The organism is Bradyrhizobium sp. LMTR 3 (assembly GCF_001693485.1).
Classification (GTDB): Bacteria; Pseudomonadota; Alphaproteobacteria; order Rhizobiales; family Xanthobacteraceae; genus Bradyrhizobium.
In genome coordinates this window covers 278,750-294,477 of record NZ_MAXC01000046.1, presented here as the reverse complement: position 1 = coordinate 294,477, position 15,728 = coordinate 278,750, and the positions used below count along the sequence as shown (strand labels likewise).

The window sequence follows — 15,728 nt, the reverse complement described above, 5'->3', positions numbered from 1 at the left end:
CAGGTCGGCGCCGGCGCTCGCCCCACATATTCAGGAGATATCCCATGAAAATCGCCATCATCGGCGCGACCCGCGGCATTGGGCTGGCGATGGCCCAGGCGGCTCTGGCCGATGGCCATGACGTCACGGCGCTCGCCCGGACGCCCCGACGCATGCCACTGAGCCACGCAAACCTGCGCATCGTCGCAGGCGATGCCCAGGACCCCGATGCTATCGCGAAGGTCGCGGAGGGGCAGGATGTCGTTTGTGATTGCCTGGGCACGACCAACGTCACCCAGAAGATATCCATGTTCTCACGCTGCGCCGAGAATCTCGCGAAAGTGCTGAAGCCCGAACAATTGCTGATCGCCGTCACCGGTATTGGAAGCGGCGATAGCAGAGGACACGGCGGCCTTTTGTACGACTACCTATTTATGCCGATTGTCCTGCGCAGGATGTATGCCGACAAGGATCAGCAGGAACGGATCATCACATCGAACCTTTCCCGTTGGATCATCGTGCGCCCCGGCTTCCTGACCAATGGCCCGCACACGGGGCATTATCGCGCGCTCACTGACTTAACCGGCATCCGCGGCGGCAAGATTTCACGTACCGACGTTGCCGACTTCATGCTTTCGCAGGCCAAGTCACCTCAGTACATCGGGCAAACGCCTCTCCTGATCTATTGAGGGTCGGCACAGCGCGCGGCAGGTGCCGTTATAGGAACACATTTCCCATAGATAGATTGATTACTCTACTAATAGCGACGTTCATTCCCGGAGAGTCGTGATGAGTGATCAGCAATCCCAGCCTGCCAGCGGTGAAACTGTGATCCTTGGCGCCGGCCCCGCCGCTCCTGGCATGCCGGCACCCGGCGCGCCGGCGGCTGCCTCAGATGACGTGGAGACAACGAGAGTGTCGCCCGATCAGGAAGAAACTTCACCAAAGCCAGACGCGCGCGAGCCGGAGACCATCGAGATTGAAGCGCCAATCCCTGAGGCCTCAGGGGGCGAAGCTCCCCCGGTCGACGCCGGAAAACAGGAAGCACCGCGCTTCTCCGGTAACGTGACGATACTCTTGCCTGGCGACCGTCTCGGCGCCGACGCAAAGTCTGGGTCAGCAGAGCCATCGCCCGGCAAACGCCGTTTCGGGGCGGTTGCCGCCGTACTGGTGGCGTCCACAATAGCGGGTGCGTTCGGCGGGGCGCTGGCAACCGCAGGCATTGGAAAGTTGATCACGGTGGAGACCGCTTCGGGTGCGCCGGCGAAAGGCCATCCGCTGGAGGGCTTTGCAGCGCGGATCGATGCCGATATCGCCACGCTGAAGAGGAGCATCGAACATGCTGCCGAGGGGGACATCAACCGATCCAACAGGGCCGGCGACCGGCTGGACAAGATCGAGAGAGCGCAGGCCGACTCTGCCACGAAACTCGCAAAGCTCAGCGAAACCGTCGAGAAGCTTCGCGCCGCCCAGGCATCGGCGACGATGGCTGCTGCCGCGCCGGCTCCCGTAAAGGACGTGAACGGGTTGATACCCACCGCCGCCGCACGTTCTCCTTTGACTTCGCCCAAGCCCGAAATTGCGCGGCTGCCGACGGTCGAAGGTTGGGTATTGCGGGACGTCGTCAACGGCAGCGCACTTATCGAGAGCCGCGGCGGCATATATGAGGTCTATGCTGGCGACCCCGTACCCGGCCTCGGCCGTGTCGATGCCATTCGCAAGCAGGATGGCCGCTGGGTGGTCATCACCAGCAAGGGCCTGATCCTCTCGCGCTGAGTATTGCTTCCACTCCCTAGCGCCGAGCCGGCGTTTTCGAATCCTACTTGTAACTTTCTATCTTTATTTTGTCTTTCTGAACGCCGGCCTTTTTGAGGGACATAACGGTGAACGCGATGAGTCCGCTTGATCCGCATACATAGAAGATCGAATCACCATACTCCCTTGCTACCTTCGTAAGCGCGCCCGCGAACGCGTCCCGGCAGACGGGGCTGTACTCCGATACAAGGGGCTCAAGCTCCTTGCGATACAGGAAGTCGCCTCGCTGCACCTGGACCAAAGCAATGTCATGATTGCCTCTCTTGCGTGCTTCAATGATCATGGAGCGGAAGGGCGTCATCCCCACGCCGCCCGCTATGAAAACCAAGCCGCCGCTTCCTGTTTCGGGCAGCGCGACGTGCGCGCCTGTACCAAAGAGCCTGATCCTGTCGCCTGGATTGAGCGCGCTCATCCTTTCCTTGAATTTGCTCTTTGATCCAACATGCATGCTGAACATGACCTCAGGATCCCCGGGAACTGAAGCGAAGGACATCTCGCGGATCGAAAGGTCCAATAACCCGCCGGCTGCCAAGTGAGTGTACTGCCCAGCCTTGTAGTTGACGCCGGTCGCTTCGAAGAAGAACGAGTAAACGTCATCGTATTCATGAACCTTTTTCGTAAACGCAATTTTCATCTGAATAACTCGACGTTGTTGATCAGGAGGAGGAGCTGGCGTGCACTTCCAAATCGAAGCGTCTAAGCGACGCGCGGTCGCGGAAGATCGTGACTCCCTGTTTTCGGCGACAGGGTGTGTGGGGCGGCCAAGGCTGCTGTCGTGCTAACGAGCACTGCCGCCCCATCCCGAAACCTTAGCGGCTAAGCTTCAGGTCAGGTTTATCACCTTCCCAAGCCTGGAAGCCTCCAGCAACTTCCTGGAAGCGAAGGCACTTTGACATCATAGTGCCGGAGAGACACATCGCGTCGCCTTTGACCGACCACGTAACGGACTGCGAAAACAGGGTCCCCTGCACGCCTCCAGTGCCGTCCTTGTTGAGGGTGAGTTTGAAGCTCCTGCCATTCGGCGCATTGGCTGACCACGGAGCGCCGTCGGCGATCATGGCTGTTGCCTTCTGTGCTGGCAGGAACCGCTCCGCAGCGAGCGCAGGGATTGCGGCAAGGACTGCGACGGCGGCCATCGCGAGCCTGAGATGTGTTTTCATGGTTTTCCTTTCTTCATTGATTTGCCTTAAGCAGCCGGGCTCTTGCCGTGATCATCACGGCGCGTGCCCCATCTGCATTTCGTGGATCGCCTCTTATTCGATGCCGAGCATCGCTGCGCTCTCGCGCCAAAGCCGGTCCTGCGCCTCTTGGCTTCGCGCCAATTCCGAGGGATCGGGAAATGTCGGTTCGCCCTTGACCAGGGAGACGTAGATTCGGCCAGGCGGCGGGCTGATTGCACCAAGAGCTACGTTGGCGAGCATGTTTCCGGAGTGCTCCGGTGTGTTCATGACGAACTCGGGACGGAAAAGGCCAATGAGAGGAAAAACCGTACGCGTCAGAGCTTTGACAAACGCTCTCTGCAAGGCCGAGGCGTCACGACCTGCAACGCCGCCAGTAAGTCCGGGATTGAAAGCAACGACGTTTATCTGGCGGACCTTCACCTCGTCGAGCCGGGCCAAGGAGAGCGCCGTCATCATGTTGCACAGCTTTGAAGCCGTGTAGGAGCGTATGCCCGCGCCAGAACCATTCGGGGTCGGGTGGGCCCATTCCTGCAAGTCGAGCGACTTGGGCGCGATTCGCTTGAACGGAGGATTGTGCATGTTGCTCGAGGTGATCACCAGGCGGCTATGCTCGGCCATATGCGGCAGCAGGAGCTGGGCCAGCAGATAGTGGGCAAGGTGGTTCACCGCGAAGGTCAGACCATAGCCGTCTGCACTGCGCTGCTTGGCGTTGGAACCATGGAGGCCGGCATTGAGCACCAGCAAGTTAATCCGGGTATCCCCGAGCCGGCGTGTCAGCGCATCTGCAAATGCGCGGACGTTGGCGAGCGACGCGAGTTCGAGCGGAAGGACCTCGACGCCCTCCGGCACCGTTCGTCCGCTGCCGCGGGCTCCTACGAACACGCGTGTGTTGGACTGGGCGACGATTTGCGCGAGCGCGTGCGCGCCAAGCCCGGACGTGGCTCCCGTCATGACAACAACGCGCTGCGGTCTAGCCTGGCCCATAGTTCACCGTCCCATTCCGGTCCGTGCAGCTTCCGCTGGCCCACGCAGCAGAGCCCATGAGAAAGCCCGTGCGGCGCGGCGCACAGCGCGCTGCAGCGGGACCCCGGCCCTCGCCGATCGCCATCCGCCCCTCGGCGCTTACTTCGGTGATGGTTGCCGTCGCCGGCTGCAACAGCTTCTGTGCGGGCGTCGTGGCGGCCATCATCGCTGCCGGGGGCTCGGCAAGAATGCTCTGCCAAGTGCTGTGCCAATGGCTCAAACCGTTCACTTGGCCCGCGAAGGCGTAATCAAGGAAAGCGAGCGTCAACTCTGCTGTGGCCTCCTTGACTCGCGGATTGAGCGCCGGGCCTCCGACGAGAGGCCGGTCAGTGAACATGCTGTGAGACCCACCTTGAAACACGGCCAGCAGTTTTCGAGGATTGGCGACGGCGTTGAAGATTGCGACGCGATCGCTGGCAGGCGAGTAAAAGCCCGGAATTCTTATGACATCCTCGGTCGACGTTACGTGGAGTGTCGGAACGGTAACATTGGCGAGCACACCAGCCAGATTTTTCTCGCCGTAGAACGGTGGCGCAGAAATCACGATCGCGGCCCGATAGCGCGGATCTCGGAACTGGACCCATCGTCCGTTACGGATGACCCGCGCGCCGACCGTCAGTAGTGTGGTGTTGGCTCCGTACGAATGTCCCGCGGCGACAATCCGGCGGGGGTCAATGACGGCGGCATACGGACTCGCGCTTGAGAGAATGCTGTCGAGCGCAAAGCGCAAGTCGATGGCCCGCGCGGCCGCTTCGCCATCCTGGGCCGCGGTCTGAAGACGATTCACGACTCCAAAGGGATTGCCGAACCAAACCCCGGAGTCGCTACCGGTATGCTGGACATGCAGGCTCGCAATGCCGTACGCAGCCCATTGTCTCGCAAGATAGGTGTAGCCATTTCTGGTACCCCCGATGCCATGCGAGAACACGATCAACGGCACCCGCCCGAACGACGCAGCGGCCGGCCAGTACAAGCGCGCAGGAACCCGGCGCCCCCTGGAGGCGTCGACCCAATCGAAATCGACGGTCTGAAAAGGCGCAACTTCTTGCTGCGTACGTGCGGCCTGTGCATCCGCGTCTTTCGCGGGAGGCGCTGTCGCGATGACGCAAGCCAGCAATACGGCGTTGAACTTGCGTCTCATGCCTTTTGCTCCCCGAGAGATGAACGTGTTTCGATAGTGCCTATGGGCCTCGCCCGAGGCCTCATCCCGCGTCCAAGCATCCGCGGTGTAGAGGGCCGCTGCACGCCGGCCCCTCTTTCAATCGACGCAGTTGCGGCTTCACATTGATAGATCATACGCTCTATCAATTATCGAGCGAGAGCCTGCCTGTCAATTAAAATTAGACTGATCGAACTATTTTAGGATGTCGCAGGCGACCTCGACGGAAAGGTGCAGAGCGGGAATGTCCCGCAAAGTGCTTTAACCGTCGTGCTCAATATGTGTCGAAAAAGAGTCGAGAGAGAGACATCGCGGACCCGCGTCCTCCTCGCCAAAAGTGCCTTGAACCCTCGAACGTATGACCTCCGAGCGCGGTTGCTCGCTGCAACCCTCCGGCCGGCGACTTGACTAAGATCTAGCGCGCGCCACTGTCTTTTTGGCCCGGGGCGGTTCTGCTCCCGCGCTTTCCATGGGAGTCATAAGCAAGTGGACCAGGAGTTGCCGGAGAACAGGCATGGCCTTTCCCGCCTCCTTCGGGTTTTGCATCGCGACCACCTTCGCGCCGTGCATAAGCGCCATGATGGTCGTGGCCGCGACTTCCAAATCCAACTTGGCCTCGACCTCACCCCGCGACTGGCCATAGCGAAGCATCTCCACAAGGATCTCGCGGATGCCTCGGTTGTGGCTGTTCACGATCTTGCCCATCTCCGGATTGCGCTTGCTCTCCGCCATCATATCGAAGATCAGCGCCATAGCGGCCGCCCCGCCCGGTTGACCTTCCAGCTCTGGTGCGAGAGTCTCTACGATGGAGCGCGCGCCCTGGATGCCGGCCTTTAATTGTTCCGTGACCTTCTCGAGCCTTCCCTCAATCAACGCGGCGACAATCGCATCCCTGGTGTCAAAGTAGTGATACAGGTGTCCCGGGCTGATTCCGGCTTCCGCGCAGATTTCAGCCGTCGACGCACCTTTCAGGCCGCTCCGAAGAAAGCAGCGCATTGCAGCGCCCAGGATTTCCTGACGCTTTTTTTCGTGTTTCACAGGGTCGAGTTTTCGCATGCCTACTCTTTAAACTGGAGTAATCGGTCTATCAACTGCCCTTTGGTCTGAAACCCGCTGACCCACTGGATCGGCGCCTCCACACACGGCTTGGCCACCACATGGGCAAACGCTTTGGCGATGCCGCCTTATGCTGCTGGAAGACAAATCAAGCCATGGCTCTGCCAATTGCCTTCGCAATTGGCGCGACCGAATCAATCGTTGGTGTCGGTTTCTTCGTTCCCAGCACCGCCCTCCCTATTGCGACCTCGGCCGCACTCGTGGCAAGCGGAAGCGACGTGCGCGCGCTCTGGCTCGCGGTGACATTTGGCGCATGCTTTGATGATTGGATCTCGTATGCAATCGGCTACTTCGTTGAGCATTAGCTTAAGGAGAGCTGGCCGCTCCGCAACAACAGGCAGCTTCTCGACGACGGCCATCGCTTCTTCGAGCGGTGGGGCTGGATCAGCCTCTTTGCTTCCCGCTTCATGAGCCCGCTGCGCCCCCTTACGCCGCTCGTGGCCGTCATACGCGAGATGCCGGTGCTTCAATTCGCCGTGGCGAGTTTTGCCGCCGCAATGCTGTGGGCGAGCATTGTGCTGGGACTCGGCACCTTCGGCAGCAGTTGGTTTCTCGGAGCCGGCTAGAGCGCAAGTGTGCGAGCTGGGTAGCCAGGTGCGCAAGGGTGAGGAGTCCTCGCTCGTCGTCTTCTACAAGGAGTATCTGGCGCAATGGCTCAAGCTAATGAAGGACGACAGCCCCGCGTCATCTTCACGGCTTCGGCGAAGGCGTCGGAGGCGGTTGCTCACCTGAAGGGATGCAGTCGCGGTTAGCGGGCGGCCTTTAAAGCATCGACCTCGCGGCGCAGGTCTTCGTAGTTGTCGTTGGCGGCTTTGAGCTCGGCGCGCAGCGACTCAACCTCGGCATACAGACTGTCATTCTTTTCCTTCAACGCCTGCACACCAACAAGAGTGACGCCGACGCCGTCCATAAGCGGAATATATTTATCGCTGTCCCCTGTTCCAAAGGCTTCATGCCAATCCTCCGCGACTGGTCCGATATGGCGAACGGAACCAGGTTCATGCCGGTATTTCCATTCGTCGATTTTGAGATGTGAAATCCGATCTAGCACGGAACTCTTGTCCAATGCCCTGAACCCTTCCTTGAAAGTGCGCGACGACGCCCCTGCGAGGACTCCCGAGGCATTCCAAAGGCTGATGGCGCTGGCTACGTTCCAGCTCGCCGTACCATTGTTTGAAGCATACCAGGTCGCGCCGCTGCCGCCGCCAAAGGCGAACACCGCGTTCGATGCGTTGTATCCGTCGTGGACCCAGGCGCCATCCTTGAAATAGAGGCCAGACCCGAGATACGTCATTCCACTCCAGGGCATAATTGAAAAAACATCATTCGCGGCGGATGTGTAGGCGACAATGGCACTGTCGTTGCTTCCCATGCCAGTGCCGTCAACGCTCAACGGATTTGTAGGCCCTGTCGTCCCGATGCCGACGTTGCCGCCGTTCGGCTGCAGCACCAAATTCCGGAACGCTGTCCCCTGCTTAATCGCCTGCGCCCAAGCATAGTCCGTATCATGCACACCGAAGGTCAGCGCCTCGTCAGTTCCCGCACCTGTACCCGTCGTCAGTCGGAATAACGGGGTGCTGTTGTAGGCGGTTGATGCACCAGTGACGTCAAGCTTTGATTGCGGCGTTGTGGTCCCAATACCCAGGCGGTTGTTGACGTTGTCCCAAACAAGGTTAGCGGAGCCGCCGAAGACGCCGCTGTTGTTAAACTGGACTTGTGTGTTCGCTCCACCCGGCGTCCCCGAACCGCCACCACCGCCCCCGATCAGGAAGCCAGAGAAAGTGGTGCCCACGCTGCCGTTACCAAAGCTGTCACTAGCCCCAGTCGATGCATAGCCGCGCGCCTCCACATAGTCCGTAGTGCCGTTCATATCCAAAATAACTGTCGCTACCGGTCGGTCACCGGCGCCTGAGGTGTGCGAGTAGACTTGATTGACCCCGTTCTTATAAATCAGCGCTTGGCAGACTGAACTGGTGCTGCAATAGGTGGCTGAACGGAAGAAATATTTTCCGGCGACGGTCGGCGTATAGCGATCTGTCGTCAGGTTGAAACTATTGGCGGTATCAAACGTCTTCGTGTCCATATCCAGAACGATGTTGACACCTGCCGTCTGCGCCGTTGCTGCGCGGTAAACCGAGAAAGATGGCACGGAAGCCGAATTGCCGCCGCCCACGGTCGTCCAGTTCGTGCCGTCACAGGTCTTAAGAACGTCGTTCGTGGTGTCGTAGACGAGACCGCCTTCGACCCAGCTCGTGCGGGTTTGCGGGCCGACGAGATCGTTGGCTGGCGTGCAGTCGGCATACGCAGCGGTCGAGACAAACACAAACAAGAGCAGATATAGAAAACGCAATCATCCTCATCGCAAAAGCGAACTCATAGCCACCAACCGCAATGGCTGGTGGCCGGGACTGCAAAACCGCTCATTCACAGAAGACGGCACGGCGCTCTTTGGCCGCGAGGCTTGGACGTACAACGCCGCCTCCCGGCCATACTGCCGAGAAGCGACATGATTTCCAGCTCATGTCTGCCGCTACGATGATGGGTTTTGAAGCCCCGGTCGGAAATCCGACGCGTGTACAATGGTAAAGGCCCTACTGTCTGTCGGTCAATAGGCTTCGAAACGCGCATCGTTTTCCATAGCGCAAAAGTATCGCGCAACGTGGACGAAGGCTCTGCGCTCGGCAAGCCGCGCGCGGTTTAATCAACCGGCTTTCCAGAAGGATGCTGCAAATATGTCTATGGGAGTCGCGTTGCATTTCGGGCAGTGCCACATGTTGGCTGCCATCTGCGCTCCGGTCGAACGCGCATCGCAATGCATGCAGAACCATTCGGCGGAAACGCCGCCGAACAGCGGATGCTTTACACAGCCATCCTTATCCGGCTGCATTGAAGCAGGTCCCCAATCCTTCGCGATTGCCTCCCGCACTCCGTCAGCAGCTTCCATGGCAATCTTCATGACTTGAGAAAAGAACGCTTTATCATCGAGAGGATTTGGCTTTGTGTACGTCTCGATTTCGGCAGGCTCGGACGGCGCATGCCCAAGATGGATTCCCCAGCCGCTGCCGCTGATAAGAACCTCATCGAAGTAGACGCTAAGAGTGTACGGCTCGCCCGCGATCTCGCCTTCGGTCGTTTTGACCTTATCGAAGCCCCTGATCGGGGATTCTATAATGCTGGACTCGTTTATATCGACGACGTCCCAAGGTTCAGGGCGCCATCCTTGGTCCCAGGCCTTCATAAGGGCCTTCCAGTGCGGATGCCCTTTCTGCCTCGCTATGATGTCTAACGCATCGTGATGGCGAATTTGATGCTTGCGCGAGAGGCGCTTTGCAAAAATACGGAATTCGTCGAGTTCATTTTGGATAGTCATGATCCATTCCTTAGATGCACGGATCTGACTAGGTGCCCACTGCCAATCAGTCCGCCCAATCGGGAACGGTCATGATGCAAATTGAAAAGCACTGCTAAGCTTCGCGAGCGGTGGGCACACTGGCCTGTGCTTAAGGCCGAGGAAATTCTACCGCATTCCATGGATTCGTCAATAAAGCTGGGTGTCTTTGGCCGCGTCCTAAAGGCCCGGGCTCTACTCGCTTTCGCTCACCGAGCCAGCCGATTGCCGCGAAGGCGCGGAACGTCTGTCCCGGCCATCCGGTGACGATCCCTCGCGCAAGGGAATAATGAGCCGCTCGCCGGAGGCACTCGCATTAGAGGCCCGCCGTTTCGGCGTCGCTATCACTGCCTCGAACGCGGGTGCCTTTTTAACCGGTCTCACGGCTGCACTCGGTCCCGCGTCCCGCCAATGGCGGCGCTATGCTGACGCTCCTGCGGGTGCCATTTTGCCGTCCGGCGTTGATAGTCAAAGGTCACTGGAGGCGCGCAACATGCGCGCGCATTTGATCCAGAAGCTCAACCATTCTCGCGAGAAACTCTTCGGCATCTTCGATGGAATGGCCTTGCGCGCTTAAGCGCGCAATCAAGGCGCGCTGCCGCTCGATGCGCAGCTCTTGTTCGGCGACATGGCGCCGGGCCATCTCAATCTCGGTTTCACCGTGAGGCATTTGCTTTCTTACCACGAAAAATGGGGGCGTGCCGCCCGTTGCCGTCAAGGCCAAGCCCCTTAGGGGCAAAAGCGTCAGCCCGTGTCGTCGCTTCGCTCCAGCCCGCGCCAGCCTCCGCTTTCGGCCTGTGACAGCTAACCCCCGCTCATTGCCGCGTGGCTAGTCGGTTTGCATGCGCAACCCGAAAACCAAGGAGCGAAAACAATGACGGACAAAACACTCACGCAACTCAGGCAATTTACCGGCAGCGAACACTGGTTTCGCCACGCGCTCAATCCAGCCGTGACGTTCACCGATGGCGCAAAATACGTGGCCGACGAAGCGGGGGCGTACTGGCTCCTCGATGAAATCGCCCTCGCTCAAATCGGCGTCCCGGCCGTCAGGGCCGAAGCGTTCCAAGTGTGGATTCTGAAGGTCGACGGCAGCCGCGCCACGCTAACCTGCGGCGACGGCAACGACGCAACGGTCTACACCAAGGAGATTCCCTTTACCGATTTTCCTGCTCCGGGCATTACGCTATGGTTTACCGATAAAGTGATCCTGCTGCCGAGCGAATACTGATTTCTGGTAAGCGATCGGACTCAGGTAAGGGGGCATCAATGATGTCCCCTTTCTCGTCTGGAACACCAATTGCGCACTGTGAGGAGATCGAAACAACATGTCATTGCAACGTGACCCGCAAACGGGCGCCATCACCTACAAAGGCGAGAAGGTTGGCGAGCATACTTCTAAGGACGGCCAATCGACGGTGCGCATCGCCATTGAGTACTCGACGGCTGGTCCTGCCGCCGCGCGGTCTCGCCACAGGCCCTTCGCAGTTGCCCGAGAACCAACCTGAAAAGCGAAGCCGCCCCGTGATCGTCCGCGAATTGCCCGTGCCGCAATCCCTCGTCAGGACGCTCAGACGGGTTCACCGATTGACCGCAGGCGGGGCATCGGCGGCTCTGGAGCTGGTCGCGCAGCCACGCGTGGCAGCTCGTGAAATCGGTCATGGCGCAGGCGAGCATTGCCGAAGGCATCCACGCGGTCCCGAAGGGCTTGCGGCACGGTTTTGGGCTGCATGCCATCCGCTCGGGAATCCCGCTCAACCTCGTCCAACGGTGGCCTGATCATGCGCGCATGGAAACGGCAGCGATTTATGCTTAGGCGATGGGTAACGAAAAGCGTAAGTTTGCGGCGCGGATGTGGAATTCTGGATCAATACGAGAATCGACTAACGAGTGAACCGACAGATCCCTTGTTGCAAAGAGAGACATGTTCTCATGACGCCCCGTCAATTTACCCTGAAGGCCGAGCTTCCTGTGGGTCGAGCGTTTCAACAGGCTTTTGACGGTCAGGTACAAAAACTTCGAAATGCCGTCATACCGCTCGTTGCCCCGCACCGTGGACAACCTGCGACCGTTGGAAGCGCGGTCCTCCTGAAGCTCAAGGATATTCGATACCTCATCACGGCCAATCACGTTCTCGAAGATCATCCCGGTTCGCTTCATTACTTCGGGAGCAGTGGAATAGTAACGCCGCTCACCGGATATTTCACAATAGACAAAGCTCTTGATGTCGCCGTGACGGCGCTTTCCACGACGCAGATCGACGAACTGTCCCGTTATCCCACGTTGTCAGAGAATGATATTCGGCCAGCGCCGCCTCAAGGAAACAAGCAATATGCGGCGGTGTTTGGCTATCCACACACAGCATCCAAGGTCCTGAGAGGCACGACTGACGTCAAGACCGATATGTTCTCGATGGCCAATTTCGTTCTAAAGGAAACCGACGGAAAGATCTTCATAAAGTTTGATAAGCGCAAGAACGTGACTGCTGGTACGCGTCAGCAAGTGACTGCCCCTGATCCGTATGGAATGAGCGGCGGGGCAATCTTTGCTGTGCCAGTGTCAGTCGTATCGATTGTCCCGGGTGGAAACGTTCGCCTTGCGGGGATTGGCACGCATTGGAGGCACGGTCAAAAGGCTTTCCAAGGAACAGCCATCGAGAAGGTTTTACAAGTAATCGAACGCGCGTAATTCGTTCCCGGTATTCGAACTGCCACGCGTGGCCGCCGAAGTGCATTGTCCTCCGTTGCAGCAATAGCCACCAAGTCGATATTAAACACGCCTGGTGGCCGGGAGTTCAAAACCGCTCACTCACAGAAAGTAGCGGCGCGGCGCTTTGTGGCCGCGATGCTTGGGCATACAACGCCACCTCCGGGCCATACTGTCGAGAAGCGACATGATTTCCAGGTGTCTCGTTGCTATCGGTCAATACACTTTGCGCTTTCGTTTACGAACGCTTCTACTCGCATCCTCTGTGTCTACGACTGGGCGGGAAGCGGTCGCGGAAGCCGACCGACCCACCAAGCTCGTTCTCATAAACAGCCAGCGCTGCCTCTTGAAATCGAGCTTCGCCATCATTCGCGGCGATTGGCATGCACAAGGTTTCGGCTGCGGCTTGTGCGGCATGCCGTGCTCGCGACCGCGCCCGAATCTCCGACGCGGCGAAGAAGCGGCCAATTCCCTCGCTTCGTATTTCTTCTAGGATGCGCGGGCGAGCCAGCCGGGACGCGATGCGCGCTCGACGGAATTCCACTACCGCGTGCTCAAGCTTATCCGCAAGAAGCATGAATTCCGGGCGCGGTCCGCCGTCTGGCGGCAGGCCTGCGACGACCAAAACGGACGCCGCAGCAGCCTTCATTACATCGCGTCTGCTTGTTTTTGACATGAGCGGGCTAAAGCTTCGGCGGTGCGCCGCGTGTGTCTTGTTGTAGCTTTTGGACGTAGTCCGATAGAAACGCGAAATCGGCGGTCAGGTTCGTCTTCGTGCGGTCATTGTCGCTGAGTGTGAAGAAGAGAATGCTGGCGTGGTTGCTGGATATGCCGGTCTGCACACTCATTTCCAGCAAAGCGTCGCAATCACCCGTCTGATTGACTTGCTTCAATCCGGCGGCATGATCGAGGCCGTAGCTCGACAGGCACGAGGTGACCGAGGGGTTGGACGGCGCGTACGGCTTTCCATCGTTGAACTGGAAGCGGTACTTCATGCTTCCTGCATTGATGACTTGCGGCTCGAACTGCATCTTTTTCTTGAGCTGCGCGAGCGTATCGGACATCAACGGCTGATCGCCGTCCCGCCCGTAGGTGATCGACCGCGTCACGCCAACGATCTGATGCCCTGAGGACGGAGCGCTGAAGTAGACGGCGATAGAGTCGCTGATCTTTCCATTGGCGGACGGCAGCTCTCGGGAGAGTTCGATCTTTTGCACGAAACTTGCCGATATCGTCGAGTTCGCGCCGGGAGATTTGAGATTATAGACGCGTCGCTCTTCCCGCATCGGGGGCGACCCGCTGCGTTGTCCGTCCATCTTTGCCGCCATCCGCTCCGCCGCACTTCCGCCAATCGGCTTCGGCTGGATACCTTCGGAAGCCAGTTTCTGAAGCTTGGCTTTTGCTTCGTCGTACGTGTCGCCCAGTTCAAGCCCCAGAATGTCGGCGCGGTCGCGTGGCATATTCTGACCCTTAGGCACGTTGACGGTTTGGGTCCATTTGATTTCGTCCTGCTGCGCACCTGCACCGCTGGTTGTCGCAAACGCAAGCGCAAGCGCGATCATCGATCGTTTCATAAACGTCATTCCTATTCCTGCAAAATATGGGAGGGCTGGCCACCGTTCCCGACGGCCAGCCGCGAGATCACCAGCTCGTATGCTGCCGGGCGTGGCCAGGCGATTCATAGTTGCCCGGAAAGCACCGCGAGACGCAAATCAGCGAGACCGCGCCGTCCGATCCGCGCTGCCAGTGCCACTGCGTCTCGTAAGCGCTTGCCATCTCGTGTGCGACGAGATCGACTTTCAAAGGCTCCGTCACAAGCTTGCGGCCCGCTTCATCGACCTGCTCGACGAGGATTTCGTCGGAGGCCATTTCGAAGTGCTTGTGCAGGAGATTGACCCCGAAGCGGTCGAGGCAATCGAACTGCTCAAGCACGCCGCGCACGGCATCGAGGCAGGCGCGGTCGCGTTCGTCCAGAGGCTGAACGTCGTGAATATCCTGCAGATGATTCCACTGTGCGATATCGGATCGGGAGAGAGGTGCGTTCATAGGACATGACTCCACTGTTGAGGATGGTCCGCCCCCGACGTCCCAGAATCAAAAAAGCCCTGAGCTATCTCCCAAGGCTTTGATGCAGCGCTCCGAGGTCACTCAACAGAATTGCCTATTCTGTCGCATTGGCCATAACGCGCGGATTGATCCGTTGATCCGGATTCCACGACGTGGTATCAAAAAATCCAGGTCGCTCCGGAAGCCCCGGATTTCAAGCGTCCCAGACCATTCAACAGAATAGGCAAGACTGTCGCCCCGGTACCGGCACAGCCCCGGTAGGAGCGGCCCATGCCCAAACCACGCAAAATTTCCGGCGGTTGTCTCTATACGCCCACCGGGCGCCGCAAATATCTCTCGCCGAGCGAGCGCGCCCGTTTCATTGCCGCCGCCTGGGCGTGCCCCCGCAGCGATCTTGGTACGTTTTGTCTGGTCCTCGCCTACACCGGATGCCGCATCTCGGAATGCCTTGCCTTGACCGCACAATCCTTTGACGTCACCGAGTGTTTCGTTGCGGTCCGTAGTCTGAAGAAGCGCAGCCATGCTGTCGTCATCCGCGAAATCCCCCTCCCCGACGATGTCATGGCGGAAATCGTGCGCGTGCATGGCCTCGCTACCGGGGAGCAAGCACGCAAGCTGTGGACATGGTGCCGGTGCCGGGCCTGGCAGCTGGTCAAGGCGATCATGACCGAAGCGCATATCGAGGCCGGCATCCACGCGACGCCGAAGGGATTGCGTCACGGTTTTGGACTCCAAGCGATCCGTAGCGGCGTGCCGCTGAATTTTGTTCAGCGCTGGCTCGGGCACGCCCGCATGGAGACCACGAGCATCTACCTGCAGGCTATCGGACCCGAAGAGCGTGAAATCGCCGGACGTATGTGGACGCTTGCGGTCGCTGCGCCGCACTGACACTGCCCCTGCATGCATTTCCGTGACGTCTGCTGATCTCCTGCCGGAACGGAAGTCCACCTGATCGGGAGCTCACCATTGCCTTTCCGGCCTTGCCGCCGAAACCGGTCTTACGCCACCACCTTCCCCCCACTTTCCGCATCGACGAAGCTCGGACGCAACCTTGTGGTTTGCTGACGGTCTCTTCTGTCTCCGGCTTTTTCGGCACGAAGCCTGCCGGCCTTGTTTGTGGGGTCTAAGCGGGACCGAACGCTAGAGGATCAACGCGGCTCGCTTCCGCGCCTTCGGCTTGTGCAGCTCCGCCCCTTGCGGCGCGCTGACGCGCGGCGTGTGACCTTGCGTTCATGGTCCCGCTTTTCACGTCCCCACAAGGCCAGCATGTGGCTCGGCCGAAACAACTTATGGA

Annotated in this window: 17 protein-coding genes and 1 pseudogene; 7 read left to right on the top strand and 11 right to left on the bottom strand. The window is 59.2% G+C overall.

Translation table 11 applies throughout. The features are described 5' to 3' along the window. Nucleotides 1-44: 44 nt before the first annotated feature. Entirely contained in the window at nt 45-668 is a 624-nt protein-coding gene (locus tag LMTR3_RS27575; protein WP_065748119.1) for an NAD(P)-dependent oxidoreductase, read from the top strand. Nucleotides 669-768: 100 nt separating this feature from the next. Beyond that, entirely contained in the window at nt 769-1,755 is a 987-nt protein-coding gene (locus LMTR3_RS27570; protein WP_065748118.1) for a hypothetical protein, read from the top strand. A gap of 43 nt (nt 1,756-1,798) precedes the next feature. On the opposite strand, the gene LMTR3_RS27565 is transcribed toward LMTR3_RS27570, so the two are convergent. The 5 genes from LMTR3_RS27565 to LMTR3_RS27545 all read right to left on the bottom strand — a co-directional run bounded on the left by LMTR3_RS27565 (nt 1,799) and on the right by LMTR3_RS27545 (nt 6,213). Beyond that, a complete protein-coding gene (locus tag LMTR3_RS27565; protein ID WP_065748117.1) occupies nt 1,799-2,428 on the bottom strand; it encodes an FAD-dependent oxidoreductase in 630 nt (209 codons plus the stop codon). Between the two features lie 175 nt (nt 2,429-2,603). Continuing rightward, nucleotides 2,604-2,954 (bottom strand): hypothetical protein, encoded by a 351-nt coding sequence (locus LMTR3_RS27560; protein ID WP_065748116.1) that lies wholly within the window; start codon nt 2,952-2,954, stop codon nt 2,604-2,606. 93 nt (nt 2,955-3,047) lie between these two features. Further along, nucleotides 3,048-3,926 carry an SDR family NAD(P)-dependent oxidoreductase gene (locus LMTR3_RS27555; protein ID WP_141686836.1) on the bottom strand — a complete coding sequence of 293 codons (879 nt, stop codon included), beginning with the start codon at nt 3,924-3,926 and terminating at the stop codon, nt 3,048-3,050. A 19-nt stretch (nt 3,927-3,945) separates the two neighbouring features. After that, on the bottom strand, nt 3,946-5,139 hold the full coding sequence (locus LMTR3_RS27550; protein WP_065748114.1) for an alpha/beta hydrolase family protein: 1,194 nt from the start codon (nt 5,137-5,139) through the stop codon (nt 3,946-3,948). Between the two features lie 426 nt (nt 5,140-5,565). Further along, the gene (locus LMTR3_RS27545) at nt 5,566-6,213 is read right to left on the bottom strand and encodes a TetR/AcrR family transcriptional regulator (RefSeq protein WP_065748113.1); all 648 of its coding nucleotides are present in this window, start codon (nt 6,211-6,213) and stop codon (nt 5,566-5,568) included. Nucleotides 6,214-6,314: 101 nt separating this feature from the next. Between LMTR3_RS27545 and LMTR3_RS36860 the strand changes: the two genes are divergently transcribed. Then, nucleotides 6,315-6,578, top strand: coding sequence for an SNARE-associated domain-containing protein (locus LMTR3_RS36860; RefSeq protein ID WP_084029839.1), 264 nt, complete (start codon nt 6,315-6,317; stop codon nt 6,576-6,578). Between the two features lie 443 nt (nt 6,579-7,021). On the opposite strand, the gene LMTR3_RS27535 is transcribed toward LMTR3_RS36860, so the two are convergent. The 3 genes from LMTR3_RS27535 to LMTR3_RS36855 form a co-directional block, all read right to left on the bottom strand. Next, nucleotides 7,022-8,623: a tail fiber domain-containing protein gene (locus LMTR3_RS27535; protein WP_065748112.1), complete on the bottom strand. Its 1,602-nt coding sequence runs from the start codon at nt 8,621-8,623 to the stop codon at nt 7,022-7,024. Nucleotides 8,624-8,974: 351 nt separating this feature from the next. Next, on the bottom strand, nt 8,975-9,643 hold the full coding sequence (locus tag LMTR3_RS27530) for a hypothetical protein (protein ID WP_065748111.1): 669 nt from the start codon (nt 9,641-9,643) through the stop codon (nt 8,975-8,977). Nucleotides 9,644-10,136: 493 nt separating this feature from the next. Next, a complete protein-coding gene (locus tag LMTR3_RS36855; protein ID WP_141686834.1) occupies nt 10,137-10,379 on the bottom strand; it encodes a hypothetical protein in 243 nt (80 codons plus the stop codon). Nucleotides 10,380-10,535: 156 nt separating this feature from the next. Here LMTR3_RS36855 and LMTR3_RS27525 point away from each other — a divergent pair, with 156 nt between their 5' ends. The 3 genes and pseudogenes from LMTR3_RS27525 to LMTR3_RS38015 all read left to right on the top strand — a co-directional run bounded on the left by LMTR3_RS27525 (nt 10,536) and on the right by LMTR3_RS38015 (nt 12,349). Next, nucleotides 10,536-10,892, top strand: coding sequence for a DUF6876 family protein (locus tag LMTR3_RS27525; RefSeq protein ID WP_065748110.1), 357 nt, complete (start codon nt 10,536-10,538; stop codon nt 10,890-10,892). 405 nt (nt 10,893-11,297) lie between these two features. Continuing rightward, a pseudogene (locus LMTR3_RS36850) lies at nt 11,298-11,477 on the top strand (tyrosine-type recombinase/integrase); the annotation flags it as partial. Nucleotides 11,478-11,593: 116 nt separating this feature from the next. Further along, complete coding sequence (locus tag LMTR3_RS38015) at nt 11,594-12,349, top strand: S1 family serine peptidase (protein ID WP_141686833.1); 756 nt, start codon at nt 11,594-11,596, stop codon at nt 12,347-12,349. 268 nt (nt 12,350-12,617) lie between these two features. Here the strand turns inward: LMTR3_RS38015 and LMTR3_RS40385 are convergent, their stop codons facing one another. The 3 genes from LMTR3_RS40385 to LMTR3_RS27500 are packed head-to-tail and all read right to left on the bottom strand — an operon-like array spanning nt 12,618 to nt 14,413. Then, nucleotides 12,618-13,043: a twin-arginine translocation signal domain-containing protein gene (locus LMTR3_RS40385; protein ID WP_141686832.1), complete on the bottom strand. Its 426-nt coding sequence runs from the start codon at nt 13,041-13,043 to the stop codon at nt 12,618-12,620. A 7-nt stretch (nt 13,044-13,050) separates the two neighbouring features. Further along, nucleotides 13,051-13,950: a hypothetical protein gene (locus LMTR3_RS27505; RefSeq protein ID WP_065748106.1), complete on the bottom strand. Its 900-nt coding sequence runs from the start codon at nt 13,948-13,950 to the stop codon at nt 13,051-13,053. 58 nt (nt 13,951-14,008) lie between these two features. Beyond that, nucleotides 14,009-14,413 (bottom strand): hypothetical protein, encoded by a 405-nt coding sequence (locus LMTR3_RS27500; RefSeq protein ID WP_065748105.1) that lies wholly within the window; start codon nt 14,411-14,413, stop codon nt 14,009-14,011. 291 nt (nt 14,414-14,704) lie between these two features. On the opposite strand from LMTR3_RS27500, the gene LMTR3_RS27495 reads away from it, so the two are divergent. Next, nucleotides 14,705-15,322: a tyrosine-type recombinase/integrase gene (locus tag LMTR3_RS27495; RefSeq protein WP_065748104.1), complete on the top strand. Its 618-nt coding sequence runs from the start codon at nt 14,705-14,707 to the stop codon at nt 15,320-15,322. Nucleotides 15,323-15,728: the final 406 nt, after the last annotated feature.

What these genes read in the sequence shown, in the direction of transcription:
- LMTR3_RS27575 (WP_065748119.1), top strand. Translation starts at nt 45, where the DNA reads ATGAAAATCGCCATCATCGGCGCGACCCGCGGCATTGGGCTGGCGATG.
- LMTR3_RS27570 (WP_065748118.1), top strand. Translation starts at nt 769, where the DNA reads ATGAGTGATCAGCAATCCCAGCCTGCCAGCGGTGAAACTGTGATCCTT.
- LMTR3_RS27565 (WP_065748117.1), bottom strand. Translation starts at nt 2,428, where the DNA reads ATGAAAATTGCGTTTACGAAAAAGGTTCATGAATACGATGACGTTTAC.
- LMTR3_RS27560 (WP_065748116.1), bottom strand. Translation starts at nt 2,954, where the DNA reads ATGAAAACACATCTCAGGCTCGCGATGGCCGCCGTCGCAGTCCTTGCC.
- LMTR3_RS27555 (WP_141686836.1), bottom strand. Translation starts at nt 3,926, where the DNA reads ATGACGGGAGCCACGTCCGGGCTTGGCGCGCACGCGCTCGCGCAAATC.
- LMTR3_RS27550 (WP_065748114.1), bottom strand. Translation starts at nt 5,139, where the DNA reads ATGAGACGCAAGTTCAACGCCGTATTGCTGGCTTGCGTCATCGCGACA.
- LMTR3_RS27545 (WP_065748113.1), bottom strand. Translation starts at nt 6,213, where the DNA reads ATGCGAAAACTCGACCCTGTGAAACACGAAAAAAAGCGTCAGGAAATC.
- LMTR3_RS36860 (WP_084029839.1), top strand. Translation starts at nt 6,315, where the DNA reads ATGGGCAAACGCTTTGGCGATGCCGCCTTATGCTGCTGGAAGACAAAT.
- LMTR3_RS27530 (WP_065748111.1), bottom strand. Translation starts at nt 9,643, where the DNA reads ATGACTATCCAAAATGAACTCGACGAATTCCGTATTTTTGCAAAGCGC.
- LMTR3_RS27525 (WP_065748110.1), top strand. Translation starts at nt 10,536, where the DNA reads ATGACGGACAAAACACTCACGCAACTCAGGCAATTTACCGGCAGCGAA.
- LMTR3_RS38015 (WP_141686833.1), top strand. Translation starts at nt 11,594, where the DNA reads ATGACGCCCCGTCAATTTACCCTGAAGGCCGAGCTTCCTGTGGGTCGA.
- LMTR3_RS40385 (WP_141686832.1), bottom strand. Translation starts at nt 13,043, where the DNA reads ATGTCAAAAACAAGCAGACGCGATGTAATGAAGGCTGCTGCGGCGTCC.
- LMTR3_RS27505 (WP_065748106.1), bottom strand. Translation starts at nt 13,950, where the DNA reads ATGACGTTTATGAAACGATCGATGATCGCGCTTGCGCTTGCGTTTGCG.
- LMTR3_RS27500 (WP_065748105.1), bottom strand. Translation starts at nt 14,413, where the DNA reads ATGAACGCACCTCTCTCCCGATCCGATATCGCACAGTGGAATCATCTG.
- LMTR3_RS27495 (WP_065748104.1), top strand. Translation starts at nt 14,705, where the DNA reads ATGCCCAAACCACGCAAAATTTCCGGCGGTTGTCTCTATACGCCCACC.